Raw genomic sequence first — 18,501 nt, forward strand, 5'->3', positions numbered from 1 at the left:
AAATCCGACATCTGGGCTGGAAATCGGGAACGGCAAGGCGCACCCTCTTGGCAATCTTGCGTGTCTTGCGATTTTCGCCTTTGCTTGGCCTCGAGGAGGAGGTCGTCGTTCCATGCGGCAGATGTCACTTACAGCCGAGCTTGTCGCACTGTGCCATCGCGACGAGGCCGATCCCGGGCCCAGCGGCGGCTGGACGCAACTGAGCGACGAGGATTTCCGGGTCCTTTCCGCGCGGCTCGCCGATGAAGCAGATGCGGGGCCGCTATGGGTGTTCGCCTATGGCTCGCTGATCTGGAAGCCGGCTTTCGAGTCCGTCGAACGCCAGCGTGCCACCGCCCATGGCTGGCACCGCTCGTTCTGCATCGACATGGTTCGCTGGCGCGGCAGCGTCGCGCAGCCTGGGCTGATGATGGCCCTCGAACGCGGCGGGCGGTGCGATGGTGTGATCTACCGTTTGCCGGAAGGGGAGAAGACTGCTCAGATCGAAAGGCTGTTGCGGCGCGAGATCGACGATCATGAGAGCGTCGCTTCGGTCAGGTGGGTCTCGGTGCGTACGGCGCAAGGGCATCTTCGGGCGCTGGGTTTCTGGGTCGGGGTGACGGGCAGGGGCACTTCGCTCGGGCAGCCGCTGGACCGGGTGGCGCGGGTGCTGGCGCGGGCCTGTGGCCATGTCGGATCGGGCGCCGAATATCTCTACAACACCGTCAGCCACCTCGAGGAATTCGGCATTCGCGACCGCAATCTGTGGCGCCTGCAGCAATTGGTCGCCGACGAAATCAGGTCTATCCATGGCAATGGCAGGGGTGGCGGCCTTATCCCAGTGTCACCGTCATCATAACATGAATACCACTATCATGTTTTCTTCCAGTCTTTTCAACGGTTTGTGCCAAAAATTGACCAATTGATAAAAAAATAAAACGTGCTAGCCTTCCCCAAAACGAAAACATGGGGAACTGAGAATGCCAGAAGGCCAGTTCAAAGAGGGTATTGTCGGCGGCCGGCTTCTGCCCGACCAATACGCGGATAATTTTTCCGACCTGCATCCCCCGCTCGATCATCACGAGGCGCTGGTCGAATCCGACCGCTGCTATTTCTGCTACGACGCGCCGTGCATGAACGCATGCCCGACCTCGATCGACATTCCGCTGTTCATCCGCCAGATCTCGACCGGTAACCCGATCGGCTCGGCCAAGACCATCTTCGACCAGAACATTTTGGGCGGCATGTGCGCCCGCGTCTGCCCCACCGAGACGCTGTGCGAGGAGGTTTGCGTGCGCGAGGTTGCGGAAGGCAAGCCGGTCCAGATCGGTCGTCTGCAGCGCTACGCCACCGATGTCGCGATGAGCGAGAGCAGGCAATTTTATCCGCGCGCCGAGCCGACAGGAAAAACCGTAGCCGTCGTCGGCGCCGGCCCGGCTGGTCTTGCCGCGGCGCACCGGCTCGCCCGCCATGGCCATGACGTGACCATCCTGGAGGCGCGCCCGAAGGCGGGCGGCCTCAACGAATATGGCATCGCCGCATATAAGAGCGTCGACAACTTTGCCCAGGCCGAGGTCGACTATGTCACCGCGATCGGCGGCATCGACATCCAGAATGGCAAGGCGCTCGGCCGCGATTACCAGCTCTCCGACCTGATCCGCAATTACGACGCCGTTTTCCTTGGCATGGGGCTTGGCGGTGTCAACGCGCTGCGCGCCGATGGCGAGGATGCCGCCGGCGTCACCAACGCGGTCGAATTCATTGCCGAACTGCGCCAGGCCAGCGACCTCTCCGGATTGCCGGTCGGCCGCCGCGTCGTCGTCATCGGCGGCGGCATGACGGCGATCGACGCCGCCGTGCAGTCGAAGCTGCTTGGCGCCGAGGAGGTGACGATCTGCTACCGGCGCGGCCAGGAGCATATGAACGCCTCCGAATTCGAACAGGACCTGGCCGCCGCCAATGGCGTCACCATCCGTCACTGGCTGCAGCCGAAGCGGGTGATTGCCGAAGGCGGCAAGGTCAGTGCCATCGAACTCGAATACACGGCACTCGACGGCGACCGGCTTGCCGGCACCGGCGAGACGCTGACGCTGGTTGCCGACCAGGTGTTCAAGGCCATCGGCCAGAGTTTCGTGCCGGCTGCACTCAACGGCAGCGGGGCGTCGATCGATCTCGAAGCCGGCCGTATCAAGGTCGACGCGGAAGGGCGCACATCGCTGGCCAAGGTCTGGGCCGGCGGCGACTGCATTTTTGGTGGCGACGACCTGACCGTTTCGGCTGTGGCGCAAGGCCGCGACGCGGCGGAAAGCATCCACAGGAGCCTGACCCAGGGATAAGGACCATGGCCACGGTGGAACCGGGCATTGCCCGTCACTACGAGATTTCAGGCCTGGAGGAGCGGATTCTTGCCGCGCTTGCCGACACCGGCGTGGAAATTGACCATCTGAGCGCTGACGATCTCGCAGCGGTCGACGAATTCCACATTGGCGGCGTGGCCGCCACCAGGGAACTCATCGACCAGATGGGGCTGAAGCCTGGAGCCCGGCTTCTCGACATCGGTTCAGGCATCGGCGGCCCGGCCCGTTTTGCCGCGAACAATGCCGGCGCCGATGTCACCGGCATCGACCTGACCCAAAGCTATGTCGATATCGCGACCAGCCTGTCGAAACGGGTGGGAATGGCCGGCAAGACGCGCTTCGTGCAAGGCAGCGCGCTGGACATGCCGTTCGGCAAGGCCAGCTTCGATGCGGCAATGATCCTGCATGTCGGCATGAACCTTCCCGACAAGGCCAAGCTGATGAGCGAGGCCGCCCGCGTGCTGAAGCCCGGCGGCGTCTTTGCCGTCTATGACGTGATGCGGCTCAAGGATGGAGCACTGGCCTATCCGCTGCCATGGGCCTCCGACGCGACCATATCGTTCGTCGCCACGCCTGCTGATTATCGAGCCGCCGCCACCGCCTGCGGCTTTTCAGTAATCGCCGAGCGCCCGCGCGGCGCTTTCGCCATCGAATTCTTCGCCACCATGCGTGCCCGCATGGCTGCCGCGCAGGCCGAGGGCAAAAAGCCGCCGCCCGGCGTCGCCTTGATCATGGGCGAGGATGCCCGCACCAAGATCGCTAATCTCACCGCCGCGCTTGAAGGCGGCAGTCTTGCACCTGTGGAAATGCTCCTTCGTCTCCGTTGAAAGGGACCTGTCATGGCTGACATCAGAAATAATTTCGTCGGCATCAAATCGCCCAATCCGTTCTGGCTGGCCTCGGCACCGCCGACCGACAAGGCCTACAACGTCATCCGCGCTTTCAAGGCGGGTTGGGGCGGTGTGGTCTGGAAGACGTTGGGTGAAGAGGGGCCGCCGGTGGTCAACGTCAACGGCCCGCGCTACGGCGCGATCTGGGGCGCCGACCGGCGCCTGCTCGGCCTCAACAACATCGAACTGATCACCGACCGCGATTTGCAGACCAATCTGCGCGAGATGAAGCAGGTCAAGATGGATTGGCCCGACCGTGCGCTGATCGCCTCCATCATGGTGCCCTGCGTCGAGGAGAGCTGGAAATCGATCCTGCCGCTGGTCGAGGAGACCGGCGCCGACGGCATCGAGCTCAATTTCGGTTGTCCGCACGGCATGTCGGAACGCGGCATGGGCGCGGCCGTCGGCCAGGTGCCGGAATATATCGAAATGGTGGTGCGCTGGTGCAAGCAATATACGCGCATGCCCGTCATCACCAAGCTGACGCCCAACATCGCCGATATCCGCAAGCCGGCGCGGGCAGCGCATGCCGGCGGCACCGACGCGGTGTCGCTGATCAACACCATCAATTCGATCACCGGCGTCGACCTCGACAGTTTCGCGCCGATGCCGACCATCGATGGCAAGGGTTCGCATGGCGGCTATTGCGGCCCGGCGGTGAAGCCGATCGCCATGAACATGGTGGCCGAGATCGCCCGCGATCCCGAAACCCGCGGCCTGCCGATCTCCGGCATTGGCGGCATCACCACGTGGCGGGACGCCGCCGAATTCATGGCGCTAGGCGCCGGCAATGTGCAGGTCTGCACGGCGGCGATGACCTACGGCTTCAAGATCGTGCAGGAGATGATCGCCGGCCTCGAAAACTGGATGGACGAGAAGGGCCACCGCTCGCTCGACGACATTATCGGCCGCGCCACGCCCAACGTCACCGACTGGCAGTATCTCAACCTCAACTATGTCGCCAAGGCGCATATCGACCAGGATGCCTGCATCAAATGCGGCCGCTGCCACATCGCCTGCGAGGACACCTCGCACCAGGCGATCACCAGCATGGTCAACGGCGTCAGGCATTTCGAGGTGATCGAGGCCGAATGCGTCGGCTGCAATCTGTGCGTCAATGTCTGCCCTGTCGACAATTGCATCACCATGGAACCGCTGGCCGCCGGCGCGTTGGATCAGCGCACCGGCAGACCGGTGTCGCCGGTCTATGCCAACTGGACCACGCACCCGAACAACCCGATGGCCAAGGTGGCGGCGGAGTAGGGGCAACCTTCAAAAGCGGCGTCTGCGGACGTCGCTTTTTCATTTTCCTATTGCAGATAAATATTATCCAGGATATTCTGTGTCTATGAATTGGAGACTAGCATTATGAAGCTGGGCGAGGGTGTTGAGGCGGCCATCCACTGCGCGGCGACACTGGCGAGCGTCGACGGCAACAGTACCATGCCGGGCGCGGCGCTGGCGGAATCCTTTGGCCTGTCGCCGAGCTATTTGCTGAAGCACCTCAACATGCTGACGGCGTCCGGCATTCTGGAATCGGTGCCGGGCCCGGCCGGCGGCTACCGGCTGGCGCGGGCTGCCGAACGCATCACGCTGCTCAACATCGTGCTGGCCATCGAAGGGCGCGAGCCGGCTTTTCGCTGCGGCGAGATCCGCCGCAACGGTCCGGTCAAGCTCGATGCCTCTGCTTATGTCAAACCTTGCGGCATCAATGCCGCGATGCTGAAGGCGGAGCGCGCCTACCGGGCAGCCCTCGCCGAGGTGAAGTTGTCCGATATCGTGGCGGATTACGCCGCGGAAGGCGACCCCAGATCATTTGCCGCGAGCTGCGCCTTTGTCGAGCGCCATCAACGGCGGCAGAAACCCAGTTCAACCAACCAAGCCTAAATTAACCTCCCCAAGGATGTGAAAGGAAAGACGATGAAACAGAGGCTGCAGTTCTTCGCCAAGGCGCCCGAGATCATGAAGGCTGTGTCGGCACTCAACAAGGCGGTCGACGAATGTGGACTGGAGGTGAGCCTGCTGCACCTGGTCAAGCTCAGGGCCTCGCAGATCAATGGCTGTTCCTTCTGCGTCGAGATGCACAGCCGCGAAGCCAGGCGCGACGGCGAGACCGAGCAGCGGCTCTATCTCGTCGCCGCCTGGAAGGAATCGCCGCTGTTCTCCGAGCGCGAACGCGCCGGACTGGCCTGGACCGAGGCGGTGACGCTGATCGCCAACGATGGCGTGCCGGACGAACTCTATGCGCGCACGCTGGAGCATTTCTCGGAAGAGGAACTGGTCAAGCTCTCCGTCGCGATCGGCATGATCAACACATGGAACCGACTTTGCATTCCGTTCCACGCCATCCATCCGATGCCGGCCGCCAAGGCAGCCTGACAGTCCGGACATCTGTTGGGGCGCCGCCCGGGAAAGGCGGCGCCCCTACTGTTTCAAAGGGGGAGTTCAATGCCTGTCGATTTGCCTTCGACCTTGCTGTTTCTCGGTCGGCTGCTGCTCGGCGGTGCCTTTGTCTTCGCCGGCCTGCGCAACATCCAGAACGCGGATTTCCTGACCAGGTTAGTGGCCGCGCGTGGCGTGCCCCAGGCCCGGCTGGCGTTGTGGGCGGGCATTGTCGCGCAGATCATCGCGGGAGTGCTGGTGATGGTCGGCCTCTGGACCGCGATTGCCTGCGTGGTGCTGGTGCTGTTCCTGATCGTGGCGACGCCGATGTTCCACAATTTCTGGGATCATCAGGTCCGGAGCGTGCATCCCGCATCAATGGCTTCGTCGGCAATGTCGCACTGAGCGGAGGTTTTTGTCGCTGATCGCGCAGTCGCTTTAACTCTCCAACGTTTTACGCCGCGAACCGTAGGCCGCCGTCGCAGGTCAGCACCTGGCCGGTCATGAAGCCGTTGGAGACGAGGAAGGCTATCGCCGAGGCGACGTCCTCGGCGCGGCCGATGCGGCCGACCGGCGTTTTCCCCGCATAGTCGGCAAAGACCGCCTGCCGCTGCTCTGCGGGCAAAAAGTCCCACCATGGCGTGTCGATGACACCCGGCGCCACGACGTTGACGCGCAGCGGCTTCAGCTCGATGGCCAGGATCGGCGCCACGGTCAGGAGCATGCCATTGATGGCGCCGATGCCGGCGACGCCCGGCGTGGCGAGCTGGGCCGATACCGCCGAGATGAAGGTGACCGACCCCGATTTGTTCAGCGTCGGCAAGGCGGCCTGCAGGCAGGAGAGTTGAGGCCGCACCTTCTCGTCGACGCCCCCGGCGATATCGGTGAGGTCGAGGGTTTCGAACGGACCGAGGCCCTTGCCGCCGCTCGCCGCCAGAACGAGGTGGTCGAACGAGCCGAGGCGCTCGAAGAATTGGCGGACTTCATCCGGTTTCGAAGCGTCGAAGGCCGCCTTGTCGGCCGCTACGCCAAGGCCTTTCCAGGCGCTGACGAGCTTGTCCTGGTTGCGCCCCGTGATCGTGACCTTCATGCCCGGGCCGAGCAGTTTGCGCGCCGTCGCCAGGCCGATGCCGGATGAGCCGCCGATGATCACCGTGTGTTCGATGTTGCTGGTCATGAATGCTGTTCCTTCGTTTCAGGGAAAGCCAGCCCGACGAGGTCGAGGCTCAGGCTTCGCAATTGTTGTCTTGCCTTGGCATCGTAAGCCTGGGCGTCGGCGCGGGATTCGCGCAGGCCGTCGAAATAGAGGCCGCTGCGCCCTTCCAGCGCGGGCGAGGTGGCGAGATTCAAGATAGCCTCGGCGCCGGTCTCGACCGAACTCCATGGCGTGACGCCCGCCTGGCGGACCATGGTGGTGTTCATGTAGCTCGCCGGATGCAGTGCGTTGACGGTGACGCCGCTGCCTTCCAACTGCCCCGCCAGATCGACGGTGAACAGGATCTGCGCCAGCTTGCTCTGGCAATAGGCGCGCACGCCGCTGTAGCCGCGGGTCAGCATGACGTCGTCGAAATCGATCGCCTGCTGGCCGGCGGACGCGACGTTGACGATGCGTGCCGGCGCGCTCGCCTTCAGCAGCGGCAGAAGCTCCGAAGTCAGCAGGAAGCCGGCGAGATAATTGACGGCAAAGCGCAACTCGTGGCCATCGGCGCTTGTCTGTCGTTTGTCGCCAGCGGTGCCGACGCCGGCGTTGTTGATGAGGATGTCGAGGCGGCTCGTGCTGGCGCGAACGGCTTCGGCGAGGCGTCGTACCTCCGCCAGCGAAGCGAGATCGGCCGCGAAAAATTCGGCCTTGCCGCCGGCGCTTCGATGGCGGCTACAGTGGCGTCGCCGCGTGTGGAATCGCGGCCATGCACCAGCACCCGTGCGCCGGCGGAACCCAGCCTTTGCGCCACCACGCGGCCGACGCCGTCGGTCGAGCCGGTAATGAGAATGGTCTTGTCTTTCAATTCCATGTTCAGAGCCTCCTGTTGTTGCTCTGAACGCAAGATGGAGCGCTTCGCCCATGTCAAACAGTTCAAACTTTATCCTGGTATCAATACTGCTATAATAGCCGGTATGAACGCTCCCGTTGCCTCCACCCGATCAGCCGACGAGAGCCGCCGGCGCGAACTCGGCGCCTTCCTGCGGTCGCGCCGGGAAAGGCTGGCGCCATCGGCCACCGGCATCGCGACAGGTCCGCGACGGCGCACGCCGGGTCTGCGGCGGGAGGAAGTGGCGATGATCGCCGGTGTCGGCACCACCTGGTACACCTGGCTCGAGCAGGGCAGGGACGTGCGGCCCTCGGTGGAAGTGCTGGCGGCGCTCTGCGAGGCTTTGCGCCTCGACGCCGTCGAGAAGCGGCATCTGTTCATCCTGGCCGGCCGCCAGCAGCCGGAGCGTCGTGTGGCGGCGTCTGAAAAGGTCGACGCTACGCTGTTGCACATGCTGCAAAGCCTGGTGCTGCAGCCCGCCTATGTCGTCGGCCGTCGTTGGGACGTTCTTGCCTGGAACGACGCGGCCGTGGCGGTGTTCGGCGACTATGGCTTGCTCGAGGGCGATAGCAGAAACATCGTCCACATGGTGTTCACCAACCCGCACCATCGCCGCCTGCTGGTCGACTGGGAAGAACTCGCCCGCGTGGTGCTTGCTTCGTTTCGTGCCGAAAGCGCCAAATATGTCGGCGATCTGGATTTCGAACGGCTGATCGCGCTGATGATGAGTTCAAGTCCCGAGTTCCGTGACTGGTGGCCCCGGCGCGACGTGGCGCGCAGGCTAACCGGAGTGAAGCATGTCCGGCATCCCATGGTGGGCTTGATGGCCTTCGAGCATATGAGCCTGTCGATCGACGACGGCTCGGACATGCGGCTGATCGTCTACACGCCGCTCGCCGAGCAGAACTCGATCTCCAAACTTCAAAGATTGCTGGAGGCGATGCCGGCCGAACGGCGCAGCGCGTGAAGTTATCTGCCGGCGCGCTCTCAACTTCGTCATCCACGGGCGGAGCGGAAGCGAAGCGGACGCGCAGACCCGAGGATCCATGCCGTTACCTTGACAGTATAGTGCAGCCGAGCAGAATTCTGGACCGTAGCGGCGCTCATGTGTCGCGGCATGGATTCTAGGGTCTGCGCCGCGTCGCTTCGCTCCTTGCTTCGCCCTAGAATGACGAAGCCAATGTGCGCTTCGGCCAATCTAGACATGATTTCGCCTGTTACCCTTTCGGCTTCAGCCCATCGAGGAACAATTGCTCCAGGAAGCGGGCAGCGTCCTCGAAGCGGCCGTCGCCGCCACGGTTCGGCCCCAGCACGGCGCGGACCTGGACATCGAAATCGGCGTAATGCTGCGTCGTCGCCCAGATCGAGAAGATCAGATGCCAGGGATCGGTCCGGGCGATCTTGCCGGCGCGCATCCAGCCCTTGATGACGGCGGCTTTCTCGTCGACCAGCGTCTTCAACTCGCCCGCCAGCAGCGGCATGATGCGCGGCGCGCCTTGCAGGATCTCGTTGGCGAACAGGCGGCTCTCGCGCGGAAAGTCGCGCGCCATTTCCAGCTTGCGCCTGATGTAACTCCTGAGTTCGGTCATCGGATCGCCGATGTTGTCGAGTTCCCGCAGCGGCGCCAGCCAGGTTTCGAGCAGCCGTTCCATCAATGTCTCGTGGATGTCTTCCTTGCGGCGGAAATAGTAGAGCAGGTTCGGCTTCGACATGCCGGCGGCTTCGGCGATCTGGTCGATGGTCGAACCGCGGAAGCCGTTGGTGGAGAACACTTCGAGCGCGGCCTCCAGGATCAGTTCGCGCTTTTCCTGCTGGATGCGGGTGCGGCGAGGGGCTTGCGTGCTCGTGGTCACCGTTGCGGACCTTCCTATTGCCATATCTCGCATTCAAGGTCATCTGGACCAATTCTCTGGACCAGTTTTTCCCCAGGCTGTGGAACGCACTTCAGGAGCCGCATTTCCGCTAGTAATCCATTGACCGCCGACATGGCGGTGCTAAACGTTTGTCCAATCGGTCAAAATTTGCGTAGCATGAAAGCGCGGCAAAGACCAAGCGTTGGACGCAGCGAAACAGGTTACAAGGGGAAGTCTTGGTCATGTCCAACCGGCTGAAAGTCACGCCGAACGATCTCAGCGCATTCTGGATGCCGTTCACGGCAAACCGGCAGTTCAAGCAGGCGCCGCGCATGTTCGTGTCCGCCAAGGACATGCATTACACGACCAGCGATGGCCGCAAGGTATTGGACGGCACCGCCGGCCTGTGGTGCGTCAACGCCGGCCATTGCCGTCCCAAGATCACCGAGGCGATCCAGCACCAGGCCGCCGAGCTGGATTATGCACCCGCCTTCCAGATGGGCCATCCGATCGTGTTCGAACTGGCGAACCGCCTGGTCGACCTCGCGCCCAAGGGCATGGACCATGTCTTCTTCACCAATTCCGGTTCGGAATCGGTCGAAACGGCGCTGAAGATGGCGATCGCCTATCACCGCGTGAAGGGCGAAGGGTCGCGCACCCGGCTCATCGGCCGCGAGCGCGGTTATCACGGCGTCAATTTCGGCGGCATCTCGGTCGGCGGCATCGTCACCAACCGCAAGATGTTCGGCACGTTGCTGGGCGGCGTCGACCACATGCCGCACACGCATCTGCCGGAGAAGAACGCCTTCTCCAAAGGCGTGCCGGAGTATGGCGCGGAGCTCGCCAACGAGCTCGAGCGTATCGTCGCCCTGCATGACGCCTCGACCATCGCCGCCGTCATCGTCGAGCCGGTCGCGGGTTCCACGGGCGTCATCCTGCCGCCGAAGGGCTATCTCGAGAAGCTGCGCGAAATCTGCACCAAGCACGGCATCCTGTTGATCTTCGACGAGGTCATCACCGGCTTCGGCCGTCTCGGCGCGCCGTTCGCGGCCGACTATTTCGGCGTCACGCCCGACATCATGACCACCGCGAAGGGCGTCTCCAACGGCGTCATCCCGATGGGCGCGGTGTTCGTGAAGAAGGAAATCCACGACGCCTTCATGACCGGCCCCGAGCACATGATCGAGTTCTTCCACGGCTACACCTATTCGGGCAACCCGATCGCCTGTGCGGCCGCACTCGGCACGCTCGACACCTACAAGGAAGAGGGCCTGCTGACGCGCGGCGACGAACTGGCGCCTTACTGGGAAGATGCACTGCATTCGCTGAAGGGCGAACCGCATGTCATCGACATCAGGAACATCGGCCTGATCGGTGCGATCGAACTGGCGCCGATCGCCGGCAGTCCGACAAAGCGGGCCTTCTCGGCCTTCGTCAAGGCGTTCGAGCGCGGCGCGCTGATCCGCACCACCGGCGACATCATCGCACTGTCGCCGCCGCTGATCATCACCAAGGGCCAGATCAACGAACTGATCGACCATGTGCGTGAAGTGCTTAGGATGATCGATTGAAGAACTGGGCGCCGATATCCCTCCCCCTCGAGGGGAGGGTGGCCGCGAAGCGGTCGGGTGGGGTCGGTTCGACCGGGTGCCGACGTGATCCTTTGCCGCGAGGTCGCTTCTGATGCCCCGTACCCGCGTGAGCTTCGAAATGCGCCAAAAGGCGCGCGCGCTTCGAGTTCACGCGACCAAAGGCGAATCCCTTCTTTGGTATGAATTGCGTGAGTTGAAAACAAACGGAATCAAGTTTCGCCGACAATGTCCGATTGGGCCCTATATCGTTGACTTTGCCTGCTTTTCTACAAAGCTGATTGTTGAAGTCGACGGCGATTTGCATGAGCACGAAAAGGGCAAGCAGCACGATGCCGTTCGTGACGCGTATCTACGATCGCTTGGGTTCGAGGTCTTCCGTGTCGACGAACCCGATGTCATAAACAGCGCTTGGCATGTCGCGCAGGTGGTCAAGGAAAAAGTCGAGCGTATGTCAGCCGACCCCACCCGACCGCTTCGCGGCCACCCTCCCCTCGAGGGGGAGGGGGACGCCCCGCAATTGATGAGGTTTTGAATGGCCGCACCCGGTGAGAATTTGCGAATCAATTCAGACCGTTTGTGGGATTCGCTGATGGAGATGGCGAAGATCGGCCCCGGCATTGCCGGCGGCAACAATCGTCAGACCGTGACCGACGAGGATGGCGAAGGCCGGCATCTGTTCAAGCGCTGGTGCGATGCCGCGGGGCTCGAAATGGGCGTCGACGAGATGGGCACCATGTTTGCCCGCCGCGAAGGCACCGACCCCAGCCTGCCGCCGGTCTATGTCGGCAGCCATCTCGATACGCAACCGACCGGCGGCAAATATGATGGCGTTCTCGGCGTTCTCGGCGGGCTGGAGATCGTGCGCTCGCTCAACGACCTCGATATCAAGACGAAACATCCGATCGTCGTCACCAACTGGACCAACGAGGAGGGCGCGCGCTTCGCGCCGGCTATGATGGCGTCCGGCGTGTTCGCCGGCGTGCTCGACCAGGCCGACGTCTACGAGCACACGGACAAGAACGGCAAGAAATTCGGTGAGGAACTTGAGCGCATCGGCTGGAAGGGCGCCGAGAAGGTCGGCGATCGCAAGATCCACGCCTTCTTCGAACTGCATATCGAGCAGGGGCCGATCCTCGAGGACGAGGACATCGACATCGGTGTCGTCACCCATGGCCAGGGCCTAAAATGGCTGCAGGTGACGCTGGCCGGCAAGGAAGCGCATACCGGCTCGACGCCGATGCCCAAGCGCCGCAATGCCGGGCTCGGCATGGCGCGAGTGATCGAATTGGTGCACGAGATCGCCATGGACTACCAGCCCGACGCTGTCGGCGCGGTCGGCCACATGGAGGTCTATCCCAACTCGCGCAACATCATCGCCGGGCGCACCGTCTTCACCATCGACATACGCTCGCCGGAAAAGGAAGTGCTTGACGCCATGGATGGCCGCATCCGCGAAGGCATCGACACGATCTGCGACGCGCTCGACATCCAGTACAAGATCGAGCAGGTCGGCGCTTTCGATCCGGTCACCTTCGACAAGGGCTGCGTCAAGGCGATCCGCGATGCGGCCGAGCGGCTTGGCTATACGCATCGCAACATCGTCTCGGGTGCCGGCCACGACGCCTGCTGGATCAACCGCGTCGCGCCGACCGCCATGGTGATGTGCCCTTGCGTGGATGGGTTAAGCCACAATGAGGCGGAAGAGATCACCAAGGAATGGGCAGCGGCCGGCGCCGACGTTTTGTTTCATGCCGTGGTGGAGACGGCCGTTATCGTTGAGTGAACTTAGAGATTTACCTTCAACGCCGCTCACCAAGAAGCGGGAAGAGAAGAACAAGGGAACAGCAAAATGACCAAAGTCATCAAGAACGGCACCGTCGTCACCGCCGACCGAACCTGGAAGGCCGACGTGCTGATGCAGCATGGCAGGATCGTTGCCATCGGCTCGAACCTGCATGGCGACCATGAGTACGACGCCACCGGCTGCTATGTGATGCCGGGCGGCATCGACCCGCACACCCATCTCGAAATGCCGTTCATGGGCACCTATTCGGCCGATGATTTCGAATCCGGCACGCGTGCGGCCTTGGCCGGCGGCACCACGATGGTGGTCGATTTCTGCCTGCCGGCGCCGCAGCAATCGCTGCTCGAAGCCCTGCAGATGTGGGACAACAAGACCTCGAGCGCGTCCTGCGATTATTCGTTCCACATGGCGATCACCTGGTGGGGCAAGCAGGTGTTCGACGAGATGGCCACCGTCGTCGATAAGGGCATCACCTCGTTCAAGCACTTCATGGCGTACAAGGGCGCGCTGATGGTCGACGACGACGAGATGTACGCGTCGTTCCAGCGCTGCGCCGACCTCGGCGCGCTGCCGCTGGTGCATGCCGAGAATGGCGACGTGGTCGCGGCCCTGTCGCAGAAGCTGCTTGCCGCCGGCAATAATGGCCCCGAGGGACATGCCTATTCGCGCCCGCCGGAAGTGGAGGGTGAGGCGACCAACCGCGCCATCATGATCGCCGACATGGCGGGCGTGCCGCTCTATGTCGTGCATGTCTCGTGCGAACAGAGCCACGAGGCGATCCGCCGGGCACGCCAGAAAGGCATGCGGGTGTTCGGCGAGCCGCTGATCCAGCACCTGACGCTGGACGAGAGCGAGTACTTCGACAAGGACTGGGACCATGCGGCGCGCCGCGTGATGAGCCCACCCTTCCGCAACAAACTGCACCAGGATTCGCTATGGGCCGGCCTGCAGGCCGGTTCGCTGCAAGTGGTGGCGACCGACCATTGCGCCTTCACCACCGACCAGAAGCGCTTCGGCGTCGGCAATTTCACCAAGATCCCCAACGGCACGGGTGGCCTCGAGGACCGGTTGCCGGTGCTGTGGACCAGGGGCGTCAATACCGGCCGGCTGACGATGAACGAGTTTGTCGCCGTGACCTCGACCAACATCGCCAAGATCCTCAACATGTATCCGAAGAAGGGCGCGATCGTCGAAGGCGCGGATGCCGACATCATCGTCTGGGACCCCCAGCGCAAGAAGAAGATTTCCGCCAAGAAGCAGCAATCCGTCATCGACTACAACGTCTTCGAAGGGGTCGAAGTGACCGGCCTGCCGCGCTTCGTGTTCTCGCGCGGCGAGCTGTCGGTCGAGGAGGGCGAGGTCAAGGCGAAGCCTGGCCATGGTGAGTTCGTCGGCCGCGAACCGAACGCGGCCGTCAACCGGGCGCTGTCGACCTGGAAGGAGATCACCGCGCCGCGCAAGGTCGAGCGGACAGGCATTCCGGCGACGGGTGTTTGAGGTGAGGTGCGCGGGGCTCTATCTCACCGCCGTTGTTGTTCTGGCAGCCGGCTCCGCCTCTGCGGCCGGCATCGACCTGTCCAAGCCCTATGGCAATAAGTCCGGCTGCATCAACAAGAACGGCCAGAAGGTCTATGCCGAAGACATGCTGCTGCTGACCGACACCGATTTTATCACCGCGACCAGTGCCTGCGCCTTCACCGGCAAACACGGTGAGGCCGATGGTTCGCTGACGGTCAAGGCAGAGTGCGAAGCCGAAGGCGAGGAGGGAAAGTCGCCGGCCACCTTCACGATCAAGCACAGCGCCAAGAATGCCAAGAAATTGGCGATCGCCGACGAGGACGGCAGCGTCATGGGCGAAGTTGCCCGGTGCCGATGAGGGCGGAAGGCATTCCGTCAGCCTCAGGCGACGAGCGCGTCCAGTTCCGGCAGCAGGACGACGCTTTCCTGTTCGTTGGGATCGGTGCGGGCGATGACGGCCGAGGACGGCGCATTGCTCAGATTGGCCGGCAAATGCGGCACGCCCGCGGGAATGTAGAAGAGGTCGCCGGCCTTGACGACGATGTGATGCTCCAGCCGGTCGCCATACCAGGTATGGACCTCGCCGGAGAGCACGTAGATCGCCGTTTCATGGTTCTCGTGCAGATGCGCCTTGGCGCGGGCACCGGGCGGCATGGTGAGCACGTGCATGCAGATGCCGGAGGAGCCGACCGACTCGGTGGCGATGCCGGCGAAGTAGGTCAGGCCCTGCTTGCCTTCATAAGTGCTTTCAGGGCGGATAAGATGACAAGTCGGTTTAGGCGACATCGGGGAAACTCCGGGCGTCGACCGAGCGGGACAAACTCAGCAGGACTGGGGCCAATGGGACGGGTCGAGTGGAAAACAACATCACGATAAAAGCAATCGGTTTCGTGCGGCGGAAGGCAGGCAGCAACCGATGACGGGACCTTCGCCAGCCGTCGTTTCGGCAAGCAAACTGGGCCTCACCTTCCAGACCAATGACGGGCCGGTACAGGCGCTGTCCAATGTCGACCTGACCATCGGCAAGGGTGAGTTCGTCTCCTTCATCGGGCCTTCGGGTTGCGGCAAGACTACTTTGCTGCGCGTCATCGCCGATCTGGAAAAGCCCACTTCGGGGACGATCTCGGTCAATGGCATGACGCCGGAACAGGCGCGCGAGAGACGTGCCTACGGCTATGTCTTCCAGGCCGCCGCCCTGTTTCCCTGGCGCACCATCGAGCGCAATGTCGGGCTGCCGCTGGAAATCATGGGCCTGTCCAAGACCGAGCAGGCGGAGCGGATCAAGCGCACGCTCGACCTCGTCAACCTCAGTGGCTTCGAGAAGAAATACCCCTGGCAGCTTTCCGGCGGCATGCAGCAGCGCGCCTCGATCGCGCGTGCGCTGGCCTTCGATGCCGACCTGTTGCTGATGGACGAGCCGTTCGGCGCGCTGGATGAGATCGTGCGCGACCACCTCAACGAGCAATTGCTGCAACTATGGGGACGGACGAACAAGACCATCTGCTTCGTTACCCATTCCATTCCGGAAGCCGTCTACCTGTCGACGCGCATCGTCGTCATGTCGCCGCGCCCGGGCCGGGTCAGCGACATCATCGAATCGACGCTGCCGAAAGAGCGGCCGCTCGACATCCGCGAGACGCCGGAGTTTCTGGCGATCGCCGCGCGGGTGCGCGATGGGTTGAGGGCAGGGCATAGTTATGATGATTGAGGGGAGCGACAAGCGCGCGGTCCATCGCGACTTCGTCATCCTAGGGCGGAGCAAGGAGCGAAGCGACGCGGCGCAGACCCTAGGATCCATGCCGTTACCTCAACGTTCCGCAGCGGTGCAGACCGATGCACCTTACGCCGTGCGTTCGAAGGCGAACACTCTCGACCGCTTATACCCCTCGGCCAACGTCACGGAATGGATCCTAGGGTCTGCGCGACGCTTCGCGTTGCTCCGCCCTAGGATGACGAAGGCGAAGGTGGTCGGCCTTCGCTTCGCTCCGGCTACCCTCTCCCCGTGGGGGAGAGGAGGAGACTTCGCCCATGGATAGCTTCCGCTCCAAGATCATCCCCGTAACCTCCATCCTTCTGGGCGTGGTCGTGCTCTGGTACGTCTTCGCCGTTATCCTCAACGCGCCGTTCCAGCGCGATCTCGACCGGCGTGCCAACGAAACCTCCACGTTCGGCGAACTCATCGGCAAGACGCTGTCGCAGCCCAAGCCAACGCTGCCGGCGCCGCATCAGGTGGCGGTGAATTTCTTCGAGAACACTTTTCTGCGGCCCATCACCTCGAACCGCAGCCTCGTCTACAACGCCTGGGTTACGCTGTCCTCGACGCTGCTCGGCTTCGCCTTCGGCACAGCACTCGGCATCGTCATCGCCGTCGGCATCGTCCATGTGGCGACGCTCGACCGCAGCCTGATGCCGTGGATCATCGCCTCGCAGACCATCCCGATCCTGGCGGTGGCGCCGATGATCATCGTGGTGCTGGCGGCGATCGGCATTACCGGACTGATCCCGAAGGCGATGATTTCGACCTATCTGTCGTTCTTCCCGGTGACGGTCGGCATGGTGAAGGGCCTGCGCTCGCCCGAGATCATGCATCTCGACCTGATGCACACCTACAATGCCAGCCGCGCGCAGACCTTCTGGAAACTGCGTGTGCCGGCCTCGGTGCCGTTCCTGTTCACCTCGATGAAGGTCGCGGTGGCGGCAAGCCTAGTAGGCGCAATCGTCGGCGAACTGCCGACCGGCGCGGTCGCCGGTATCGGCGCCAAGCTGTTGGCGGGCGCCTATTACAGCCAGTCGATCGACATCTGGTCAGCGCTGGTCGCCGGCTCCGTCGTGGCGGCGCTGCTGGTGATGGTGGTTGGCATCGCCGGCCGCGTCGTTGACCGCGCCATGGGTGGGAGGCCAGCATGAACTGGCTGAAACCTTCCTGGCAGGCTGTGCTGGCGATCGTGCTGTGCCTGATCGCGATTGCGGTCGGCGCCATGTCGAAGCCGGAAGCGGCAGCGCTTGCCGATCCGACGGCCAGTATCGACTACCCCTATCTCGGAATGAAGGGCTTGATGCTTGGCGTGGCCGTGCTGGCGGCGCTGATCTCCATGGTCAGGACTACGCCCCTGGCGGAGGCCGTGATGCTCTTCATAGGCGCCCATCTCGTCGCCTGGCTGCTGATATCGGGCATTTCAGGTTTCGAAGGGACGGCGCTGGCGCCGTATTTCCTTCTGCTCGCGGCTGCCTGGCTGCTTGGCTGGCGTTGTGTGGCGGTGCTTTCGGGGTTGCGGCCGACGGCAGGATGGGTCCGGACCGCACTGCGTCTGGTCATCCCCGCTATCTTCGGCGCCTGGATCCTGATCATCTGGGAAGCCGTCACACGCGGCGCCGGCATTCCTTTCATCCTGCTGCCGCCGCCGAGCGCCATCGGCGCGCGCATCGTCAGCTCGCTGCCGGTGCTCGGCGCCGATGTCCGGCAAACCATCTTCAAGGCGGTGCTCTTCGGTTATGTGGTGGGCAGCGGCGCTGGCTTCATCACCGCTGTTCTCGCCGACCGCGTACCGTTTCTGCGGCGTGGACTTCTGCCGATCGGCAATATGGTCTCGGCGCTGCCGATCATCGGCGTGGCGCCGATCATGGTCATGTGGTTCGGCTTCGACTGGCAGTCCAAGGCGGCGGTGGTCATCATCATGACCTTCTTCCCGATGCTGGTGAATACGGTCGCCGGGCTCGCCGCGTCCGGCCATATGGAGCGCGACCTGATGCGCACCTATGCGTCGGGCTACTGGCCGACGCTCGTCAAGCTCAGGCTGCCGGCCGCCGCTCCCTTCATCTTCAACGCGCTGAAGATCAATTCGACGCTGGCGCTGATTGGCGCCATCGTCGCCGAGTTCTTCGGCACACCCGTCGTCGGCATGGGCTTCCGCATTTCGACCGAGGTCGGGCGGATGAACATCGACATGGTCTGGGCCGAAATCGCAGTTGCAGCACTTGCGGGTTCGGTCTTTTATGGCGTGGTCGCCCTTGTCGAAAGGGCCGTCACGTTTTGGCATCCCTCTGTCCGTGGTGGATAGGGGCGGTGGGTTTGGGCACTAACTTCAGAGGGTAAAAA

Annotated in this window: 18 protein-coding genes and 2 pseudogenes; 16 read left to right on the forward strand and 4 right to left on the reverse strand. The window is 63.0% G+C overall.

Annotated elements, in window-relative coordinates:
* Window positions 1-112 precede the first annotated feature (112 nt).
* The 7 genes and pseudogenes from LB555_RS23775 (at window position 113) to LB555_RS23805 (ending at window position 6,050) form a co-directional block, all read left to right on the forward strand.
* Window positions 113-838 carry a gamma-glutamylcyclotransferase gene (locus LB555_RS23775; protein WP_015317144.1) on the forward strand — a complete coding sequence of 242 codons (726 nt, stop codon included), beginning with the start codon at window positions 113-115 and terminating at the stop codon, window positions 836-838.
* Window positions 839-959: 121 nt separating this feature from the next.
* Window positions 960-2,315, forward strand: coding sequence for an NAD(P)-dependent oxidoreductase (locus tag LB555_RS23780; protein ID WP_015317145.1), 1,356 nt, complete (start codon window positions 960-962; stop codon window positions 2,313-2,315).
* 5 nt (window positions 2,316-2,320) lie between these two features.
* Window positions 2,321-3,163 carry a class I SAM-dependent methyltransferase gene (locus tag LB555_RS23785; RefSeq protein ID WP_224683925.1) on the forward strand — a complete coding sequence of 281 codons (843 nt, stop codon included), beginning with the start codon at window positions 2,321-2,323 and terminating at the stop codon, window positions 3,161-3,163.
* 12 nt (window positions 3,164-3,175) lie between these two features.
* On the forward strand, window positions 3,176-4,489 hold the full coding sequence (gene preA / locus LB555_RS23790; RefSeq protein ID WP_140615544.1) for an NAD-dependent dihydropyrimidine dehydrogenase subunit PreA: 1,314 nt from the start codon (window positions 3,176-3,178) through the stop codon (window positions 4,487-4,489).
* A 105-nt stretch (window positions 4,490-4,594) separates the two neighbouring features.
* Window positions 4,595-5,113 (forward strand): RrF2 family transcriptional regulator, encoded by a 519-nt coding sequence (locus tag LB555_RS23795; RefSeq protein ID WP_224523398.1) that lies wholly within the window; start codon window positions 4,595-4,597, stop codon window positions 5,111-5,113.
* 33 nt (window positions 5,114-5,146) lie between these two features.
* Window positions 5,147-5,605: a carboxymuconolactone decarboxylase family protein gene (locus tag LB555_RS23800; RefSeq protein WP_015317149.1), complete on the forward strand. Its 459-nt coding sequence runs from the start codon at window positions 5,147-5,149 to the stop codon at window positions 5,603-5,605.
* Window positions 5,606-5,674: 69 nt separating this feature from the next.
* Window positions 5,675-6,050, forward strand: a pseudogene (locus LB555_RS23805) (DoxX family protein).
* A gap of 12 nt (window positions 6,051-6,062) precedes the next feature.
* Here the strand turns inward: LB555_RS23805 and LB555_RS23810 are convergent.
* Together LB555_RS23810 and LB555_RS23815 are read right to left on the reverse strand one after the other, a co-directional pair.
* Entirely contained in the window at window positions 6,063-6,785 is a 723-nt protein-coding gene (locus tag LB555_RS23810; protein ID WP_224683926.1) for an SDR family oxidoreductase, read from the reverse strand.
* Window positions 6,782-7,620, reverse strand: a pseudogene (locus LB555_RS23815) (SDR family NAD(P)-dependent oxidoreductase). The gene LB555_RS23810 and the pseudogene LB555_RS23815 overlap by 4 nt, the downstream one beginning before the upstream one ends.
* A 103-nt stretch (window positions 7,621-7,723) precedes the next feature.
* Between LB555_RS23815 and LB555_RS23820 the strand changes: the two are divergent.
* Complete coding sequence (locus LB555_RS23820) at window positions 7,724-8,605, forward strand: helix-turn-helix transcriptional regulator (RefSeq protein WP_224683927.1); 882 nt, start codon at window positions 7,724-7,726, stop codon at window positions 8,603-8,605.
* Between the two features lie 250 nt (window positions 8,606-8,855).
* Here the strand turns inward: LB555_RS23820 and LB555_RS23825 are convergent, their stop codons facing one another.
* Window positions 8,856-9,491 (reverse strand): TetR family transcriptional regulator C-terminal domain-containing protein, encoded by a 636-nt coding sequence (locus LB555_RS23825; protein ID WP_224583448.1) that lies wholly within the window; start codon window positions 9,489-9,491, stop codon window positions 8,856-8,858.
* Between the two features lie 242 nt (window positions 9,492-9,733).
* On the opposite strand from LB555_RS23825, the gene LB555_RS23830 reads away from it, so the two are divergent.
* From LB555_RS23830 to LB555_RS23850, 5 genes are all read left to right on the forward strand, one after another.
* Entirely contained in the window at window positions 9,734-11,062 is a 1,329-nt protein-coding gene (locus LB555_RS23830) for an aspartate aminotransferase family protein (protein ID WP_015317155.1), read from the forward strand.
* Between the two features lie 112 nt (window positions 11,063-11,174).
* Window positions 11,175-11,615, forward strand: coding sequence for an endonuclease domain-containing protein (locus LB555_RS23835; RefSeq protein ID WP_015317156.1), 441 nt, complete (start codon window positions 11,175-11,177; stop codon window positions 11,613-11,615).
* The gene (locus LB555_RS23840) at window positions 11,616-12,866 is read left to right on the forward strand and encodes a Zn-dependent hydrolase (protein ID WP_224683928.1); all 1,251 of its coding nucleotides are present in this window, start codon (window positions 11,616-11,618) and stop codon (window positions 12,864-12,866) included.
* Between the two features lie 66 nt (window positions 12,867-12,932).
* Window positions 12,933-14,384: a dihydropyrimidinase gene (gene hydA / locus LB555_RS23845; RefSeq protein ID WP_224683929.1), complete on the forward strand. Its 1,452-nt coding sequence runs from the start codon at window positions 12,933-12,935 to the stop codon at window positions 14,382-14,384.
* Window positions 14,377-14,763, forward strand: coding sequence for a hypothetical protein (locus LB555_RS23850; protein WP_224683930.1), 387 nt, complete (start codon window positions 14,377-14,379; stop codon window positions 14,761-14,763). The genes hydA and LB555_RS23850 overlap by 8 nt, the downstream gene beginning before the upstream one ends.
* A gap of 23 nt (window positions 14,764-14,786) precedes the next feature.
* Here LB555_RS23850 and LB555_RS23855 read toward each other — a convergent pair whose 3' ends face one another.
* Window positions 14,787-15,191 carry a cupin domain-containing protein gene (locus LB555_RS23855; RefSeq protein ID WP_015317160.1) on the reverse strand — a complete coding sequence of 135 codons (405 nt, stop codon included), beginning with the start codon at window positions 15,189-15,191 and terminating at the stop codon, window positions 14,787-14,789.
* A 130-nt stretch (window positions 15,192-15,321) separates the two neighbouring features.
* Between LB555_RS23855 and LB555_RS23860 the strand changes: the two genes are divergently transcribed.
* The 3 genes from LB555_RS23860 (at window position 15,322) to LB555_RS23870 (ending at window position 18,463) form a co-directional block, all read left to right on the forward strand.
* On the forward strand, window positions 15,322-16,113 hold the full coding sequence (locus LB555_RS23860) for an ABC transporter ATP-binding protein (RefSeq protein ID WP_015317161.1): 792 nt from the start codon (window positions 15,322-15,324) through the stop codon (window positions 16,111-16,113).
* A gap of 320 nt (window positions 16,114-16,433) precedes the next feature.
* On the forward strand, window positions 16,434-17,312 hold the full coding sequence (locus LB555_RS23865) for an ABC transporter permease (RefSeq protein ID WP_224683931.1): 879 nt from the start codon (window positions 16,434-16,436) through the stop codon (window positions 17,310-17,312).
* On the forward strand, window positions 17,309-18,463 hold the full coding sequence (locus LB555_RS23870; RefSeq protein WP_224683932.1) for an ABC transporter permease: 1,155 nt from the start codon (window positions 17,309-17,311) through the stop codon (window positions 18,461-18,463). Before LB555_RS23865 ends, LB555_RS23870 begins: the two co-directional genes overlap by 4 nt.
* Window positions 18,464-18,501: the final 38 nt, after the last annotated feature.

Origin of the sequence: Mesorhizobium sp. BR-1-1-10 (genome assembly GCF_020165595.1) — a bacterium.
GTDB lineage: Bacteria > Pseudomonadota > Alphaproteobacteria > Rhizobiales > Rhizobiaceae > Mesorhizobium > Mesorhizobium australicum.